The sequence below is a fragment of the Skermanella sp. genome, from assembly GCF_059503625.1.
The window spans coordinates 1-6,280 of record NZ_JCACHA010000997.1; the positions used below are offsets into that span (position 1 = coordinate 1).

The 6,280-nt window shown below is 66.2% G+C and carries 6 protein-coding genes; 3 read left to right on the top strand and 3 right to left on the bottom strand.

What is annotated here, in order from left to right; all coding sequences use genetic code 11:
* On the bottom strand, positions 1-250 hold a 250-nt coding region (locus AC5JJ6_RS36460), incomplete at its 3' end, for a hypothetical protein (RefSeq protein WP_496046727.1).
* Between the two features lie 137 nt (positions 251-387).
* On the opposite strand from AC5JJ6_RS36460, the gene AC5JJ6_RS36465 reads away from it, so the two are divergent.
* The 3 genes from AC5JJ6_RS36465 (at position 388) to AC5JJ6_RS36475 (ending at position 3,965) form a co-directional block, all read left to right on the top strand.
* Positions 388-1,074 carry an acyltransferase gene (locus AC5JJ6_RS36465; RefSeq protein ID WP_496046728.1) on the top strand — a complete coding sequence of 229 codons (687 nt, stop codon included), beginning with the start codon at positions 388-390 and terminating at the stop codon, positions 1,072-1,074.
* Between the two features lie 162 nt (positions 1,075-1,236).
* Entirely contained in the window at positions 1,237-2,310 is a 1,074-nt protein-coding gene (locus AC5JJ6_RS36470; RefSeq protein ID WP_496046729.1) for a glycosyltransferase family 2 protein, read from the top strand.
* Positions 2,311-2,324: 14 nt separating this feature from the next.
* Positions 2,325-3,965 (top strand): glycosyltransferase family 39 protein, encoded by a 1,641-nt coding sequence (locus tag AC5JJ6_RS36475; RefSeq protein WP_496046730.1) that lies wholly within the window; start codon positions 2,325-2,327, stop codon positions 3,963-3,965.
* A 1-nt stretch (position 3,966) separates the two neighbouring features.
* Here the strand turns inward: AC5JJ6_RS36475 and AC5JJ6_RS36480 are convergent, their stop codons facing one another.
* Both AC5JJ6_RS36480 and AC5JJ6_RS36485 read right to left on the bottom strand, forming a co-directional pair.
* Positions 3,967-4,923, bottom strand: coding sequence for a glucokinase (locus AC5JJ6_RS36480; protein WP_496046731.1), 957 nt, complete (start codon positions 4,921-4,923; stop codon positions 3,967-3,969).
* Between the two features lie 40 nt (positions 4,924-4,963).
* Positions 4,964-6,280 (bottom strand): alpha,alpha-trehalose-phosphate synthase (UDP-forming) (locus AC5JJ6_RS36485; protein ID WP_496046732.1); only part of this gene is annotated, 1,317 nt, incomplete at its 5' end.

Below are 6,280 nucleotides of genomic sequence, written 5' to 3' on the forward strand. Positions count from 1 at the left end.
ACAGCTTGCGGGTCGGCACCTCGAAGCTCTTGTGAAGCTCGCGGAAGCCGGCATAGACGGGGTCCGCTGTGATCAGGTCGCGGACAGCCCGCTCCCGCACTCCCGCCACGACTCCATCGACGAAGGCGGCTATTTCGTCCGGTGGCGTCCTGCCCTGATCTGCGCCCAGCAGCAGGGAATAGGCGCCGGTTACGCCACGCTTGCGCAACGCCTCATCGAAATGGAAGTCGAATTTCGTACCCGCCGCCATGCCTGGGTCTCTCCCTTCATCCTTCTTTCCGGCGTATCGCGGGATGCCGTGGAATGCAAGCGCGTCGCATGTTGAGCTTTCCGGCTACCCGTTTTGGTCCATTGCCCCGGCTCCATCTCCATGCTCCAACATCGGGCATGGCAGGTTCCTTAAATCCCAAGGCCTTGATCAAGGCCGCAGCCGACGCCGTTTGTCTGTTGATCGTTGCGGTGCCGGCCGGTTTTTGCCGGGTGGAGGCGCGCTTCAGCGAGCGGGGCGACCTGTTCGTCTTGTTCGGGCAGGCCTTTTCCCTGGTTCCGGGACTGCCCGGCAACTGGCTGCGGCGGGCGTTCGGGCGCCTGACGCTGGATGGGTGCGCCCCCGATTGCGAGATCGGCTTCCTGAGCTGGTTTTCCAGCCGTCACGCCCGCATCGGCGCCCGCGTCTATATCGGCCCGCTGTCGGTGATCGGCGACGCGGTCATCGGCGAAGGATCGCTGATCGCGACCCGCGTCAGCATCCTGAGCGGCAGGAATCAGCATGCCCACGGACCCGACGGCAGCCTGATCCCGTTCAGCCGGGATCGCGCGGCGCTGGTGACGATCGGGCGCGACACCTGGATCGGGGAAGGCGCCATCGTCATGGCCGATGTCGGAGACCGCTGCATCGTCGCATCAGGAGCGGTCGTGACGGCGCCGGTGGAGAGCGGGCACGTGGTGGGCGGCAATCCCGCGCGAGTCATCCGGTCAGTACCGGAATACACTGCCGCATATGCCGACAACGGCAATGCAACAATCGCCGCCAATGCAATTCATCAGGAAGAAAAAGGCAAATCGATGGCTTAATCGGGGTAACCTGAAGACATTAGTTTCGGCTAAATCTATCAATCAGCCGTATGGCTTTGGGACGTTTTTCCGTGTTATAGAACCCATCGGTATTACTGTAACCAACTTGTGGCACGGATTCCGCCCGGTCGTCGGCGGCCTGCCCGAGGGGCATTCGAGAACATGTCGTCTCAGGACACAGTGTCGTCGGTGGTAGCACAGTTCGAACCGCGTCCGGCCCAGCCGGACCGCGGAGCCCGCAAGCTGCTGTCGGTCGTGATTCCCTCCTATAACGAGTCCGCCAATATCGAGCCGCTGTTCGCCCGGCTGTTCCCGGTGCTCGACACCCTGCCGATGGACTGGGAAGTCGTTTGCGTCAACGATGGCAGCAGCGACGACACCCTGGACAAGCTGGTGGCGGTCCATGCGCGTGAGCCGCGCGTGCGGGTGGTCGACCTGTCGCGCAACTTCGGCAAGGAGGCGGCGCTGTCCGCCGGCCTCTCCACGGCCGAGGGCGACGCCGTGATCCCGATGGATGCGGACCTTCAGCATCCGCCGGAATTGCTGCCCGACCTCGTCGCCAGATGGCGCGAAGGCTTCGACGTCGTGATCGCGATCCGGCAGGCCCGGACCGGCCAGTCGGCCGGCAACCGGCTCGGCGCCAGGATCTTCTACTGGCTGTTCGACCGCATGTCCGAAGTGCCGCTGCCGCGCGAGGCCGGCGACTTCCGGCTGCTCGACCGGATCGTCGTGGACGTCATCAACCGCATGCCGGAACGTACCCGCTTCATGAAGGGCATCTTCGCCTGGGTCGGGTTCCGCCAGACGACCATTCCCTATGTCCAGGGCGAACGGGCGAGCGGCGATACCAAGTGGGGCTTCTTCAAGCTGCTGCGCTTCTCGCTGGTCGGGCTGACGGCGTTTTCGACCTTCCCGCTGCGGGTCTGGAGCCTGATCGGCGGCTCCGTGTCGGCGCTGGCCTTCTGCTATATCGTCATCCGCCTGATGCGGACCGCCGTCTACGGCGTCGATGTCCCCGGCTATGAATCGATCATCGTCACCGTACTCTTCCTGGGCGGGGTCCAACTGCTGACCCTGGGCATCATCGGCGATTACCTGGGCCGGGTCTTCGACGAGGTGAAAGGCCGGCCTCTGTTCATCGTGCGCTCCGTCCACGGGGCCTCGGCCCCGGCGGCCGCTCCGGTCAACATGCGGCGCGGGACGGATCAGACCGTCGCGTGGCGCAACGAGGCCTGACGGACAATCCCCGCATGACCGTGATCGATCCGAGATACTCCGACGCCGGCCTGGGCAGGCTGGTTGCAGGAGTCCTTCCGCACACCCTGTTCTACGACCTTTCCCTTGGACTTCTGCTCTCGACCGGCGTCCTGATCGTCCTGTCGTTCCCGGAATACGGCATCATCTGGGACGAGGAGGTGCAGCGGCAGTATGGACTGCTGCTGCTGAACTATTACGCTTCCGGCCTGACCGACCAGTCCGCCTTCAGCTTCGACAACCTGTATCTCTACGGCGGCGGCTTCGACATGGCGGGCGCGCTGCTGGAGCGGGTGTCGCCCTACGGCCCCTACGAGACGCGCCATCTGCTGGGCGGGCTGATCGGCCTGCTCGGCATGACGGGGGCATGGCGGCTGGCCCGCCTGCTGGGCGGCGAGCGGACCGGGTTCTTCGCGGTGCTGCTGCTGGCGCTGCTGCCGGCCTTTTACGGCCATATGTTCTCGAATCCCAAGGACGTTCCTTTCGCCTGCGGAATGATCTGGTGCGTCCACCTGTCCGCCCGGATCATCGGCCAGTTGCCGCGCCCGCGCTGGGGTTTGGTGGCGGGGTACGGCGCCGTCCTGGGACTGACGCTCGGCACCCGGATCGGCGGTATCCTCGCGGTGTTCTTCCTGGGACTGGCGGTGCTGGGCTGGCTGTGGAGCATGGCGGAAGACCGCCGCGACGTGGGCGGGATGGCGCGTCAGACGCTGGCCGTGACGCTCCGGCTGCTGCCGGCCCTGCCGGTCGCCTGGGCGGTGATGGTCCTGATCTGGCCCTGGGCTCATATCGATCTGCTGAACCCGGTCCGGGCCTTCCTGAAATTCTCGGCTTTCCCCTGGCCGAACGAAGTGCTCTACGGCGGCCGCTGGATTTCCGCCGACGATCTGCCGGTGACGTATCTGCCGACCATGCTGGCGCTGCAGCTGCCGGAACTGGTGCTGGCGGGGCTAGGGCTGGCCGGCTGGTTCGGCGTCCGCGCCGTGATGCGGCCCCCCCTGATGGTCGATCGGGTCCATCGGGTGCAGGTGGCGCTGGTAGCCTTGGCGGCGCTTTTCCCGGTCGTGTATGTGCTGATCACCCATCCGGTGATCTATAACGGCTTCAGGCACTTCCTGTTCGTGCTGCCGCCGATGGCGGTACTGGCGGCGATCGGCTTCGACCGGCTCTGGGCAGCGGTGGCCGACAACCGGTCCAGGATTCGTGCCCGGCTGCTGGCGCTGCCCTTCACCGCCGCCGTCGTGGCGCAGTTCTGGGTCATGGCGGTGCTGCATCCGTACGAGTACATCTACTACAACCGCCTGATCGGCGGCATCGCCGGGGCGGAGTGGCACTACGAGCTGGATTATTGGGGGGCTGCCCTTCACCGGGCGGCCGACGAACTGCACGAATACGTGGCGAACGAGCGCGGCGGCCGGCTAGGCCCCGATCCCGTCAAGGTCTTCGTCTGCGGTCACCCGACCTCCGTGATGTATTTCCTGCCCGACCAGTTCCAATTGGTCGGCGAACCGGAGAAAGCCGACTTCCTGGTGTCGTGGACCCAGGCCGGCTGCAATTTCACCATGTTCGGCCAAGTCGTTGCGGAGGTGCAACGGTTCGGCGTCGTGCTCGCGGTGGTCAAGGACCTGCGGGAATAGGTCATCCCTGGTCCAGAACGGCCTTCAGTCCCAGGAAGGCAGGCAGTTCGTGGGTCACGACATAGGTCGGGATCGGGTCTAGATAGTCGCGCAGCCGGCCCTTTTCCACGAAACGGTCGCGAAACGCCGAGCGGGCGAAGAAATCGCCCAGGCGGGGCACGATGCCGCCCGCGATATAGACGCCGCCCCGGGCGCCCAGCGTCAGCGCCAGATTGCCGGCAACCGTGCCGAGCATGGCGCAGAACATCCCCAGCGCCTCGGCGCAGGCCGGATCGCTGCCATCCACTCCATGCGTCGCGACTTCAGCCGGGGTGACGGACCGGGGCTCGCGGCCTTCCAGCCGGGTCAGCGCGGCGTAGAGGTTCACCAGCCCCTGGCCGGAGATCACGCGTTCGGCCGAGACGTGGCTGAACTGCTGGCGGAGCAGCGACAGGACGGCGCTCTCGCGGTCGTCCACCGCCGCCATGGTGGTGTGCCCGCCTTCGCCGGCAAGGGCGGTCCAGCCGGCGGCGCCTTGGACAAGTCCGGAGACGCCCAGCCCGGTGCCGGGTCCGATCACGCCGATCACTTCGCCGGCGGCCGCCTCGCCGTCGCCGACCTTGAGCCGGTCGGCTTCGGTCAGCCGCGGGATCGCCATGGCGGCGGCGGTGAAGTCGTTGACCACCACCAGCCGGTCCAGCCCCAGCGTGTCGCGCGTTGCCTCGACCGAGAAGGTCCAGGGATGGTTGGTCATCGTCAGCAGGTCGCCGGTGACGGGGCCGGCGATGGCGATGGCGCCTTCGGCCGGATGATCGTCGGGCTGCGCCGACTCCAGATAGGCCCGCGCCGCCTCCTCCAGCGTCGTATGGCCGATGCAGGGCAGCGTCCTGGTATGGAGCAGGCGGCCCGACGCGTCCAGCAGCCCGAAGCGGGCGTTGGTGGCGCCGATATCCGCCACGAGGGAGCGAGTTCCGGTCATGCTGCCATTCCTTGCCGTTGAGCTTCCTGTTGCGCGGTCCTCAGCTATCGTACGGCGCACCCGCCAGCGCGGTCACGAAATTCTCTCGCCATACCGAGATATCGCTCCGGCGCAGAACCTCCATCATGGCGTTGTAGCGCGCCTTGCGCTCGTCCAGGGGCATGGTGAGGGCACGCTGAAGCGCATCGGCGACCGATTCGATATCGTAAGGATTGACGATCAGAGCGTCGCCCAGCTCCTCCGCCGCCCCTGCGAACCGTGACAGCACCAGGACGCCGGGGTCTTCCGGGTCCTGGCAGGCGACGTATTCCTTGGCGACGAGGTTCATGCCGTCGCGCAGCGGCGTCACCAGCCCGACCGCGCTGACGCGGAAGAAGCCGGCCAGCGACCGGCGGGTGAAGCTCTTGTTGAGGTAGCGGATCGGCACCCAGTCGAACTCGGCGAAGCGGCCGTTGATATGACCGCTCAGCGTTTCCAGCTCCTTTCGGATCGCGATGTATTCCGGCACGTCCGAGCGCGACGGCGGCGCTATCTGGAGGAAGGAGACATGGCCCCGGTTGGCCGGGTAGTTCTCCAGCAGGCAATGGAACGACTCGAAGCGCTGGGGCAGCCCCTTGGAATAGTCGAGCCGGTCGACACCGATGATCAGGTCGCGGCCGACCAGACTCTCCCGCAGCCGTTCGGTCTGCCGGGTGCGCGCCGCCTGCTTTGCCAGGGTCACCAGCGGCTCGGTGTCGATGCTGATCGGGAAGGAGCGGGCGACCAGGGTGCGGCCGAAGGCGTTGATGAAATAGCCTTCGCCGTCCGGCCGCTCGGTCACCGTGCCGCGCGCTTCGAAGCGGATATAGTTGATGAAGCAGCGCAGGTCGGTCGTCGTGTGGAAGCCGACCACGTCATAGGCGCACAGCGCCCGCACGATGTCGGCGTGGTTGGGCAGCGCCACCAGCAGTTCGGGGGCCGGGAAGGGGGTGTGCAGGAAGAAGCCCATCCGGTGGCCCATCCCGATCAGCCGCAACTGCTCGCCGAACGGGATCAGGTGGTAGTCGTGGACCCACACCATGTCGTCGGGCTTCAGCAGCGGCGCCAGCTTGGACGCGAACAGGGCGTTGACGCGCTGATATCCGGCATAGTTGCGCCGGTTGAAGTTGGTCAGGCCCAGCCGGAAATGGAACAGCGGCCACAATGTAGAGTTGGCGTAGCCGTTGTAATATTCCTCGTAGTCCCGCTTGGCCAGATCCAGCGTCGCATAGGTCAGCTTGCCGACGGGCGTCAGGTTGGGCGCCGATGGCGGCGCCGCGACGACATCGCCGCTCCAGCCGAACCAGATCCCGCCGGTCTTCTTGAGGGCCGCCAGCAC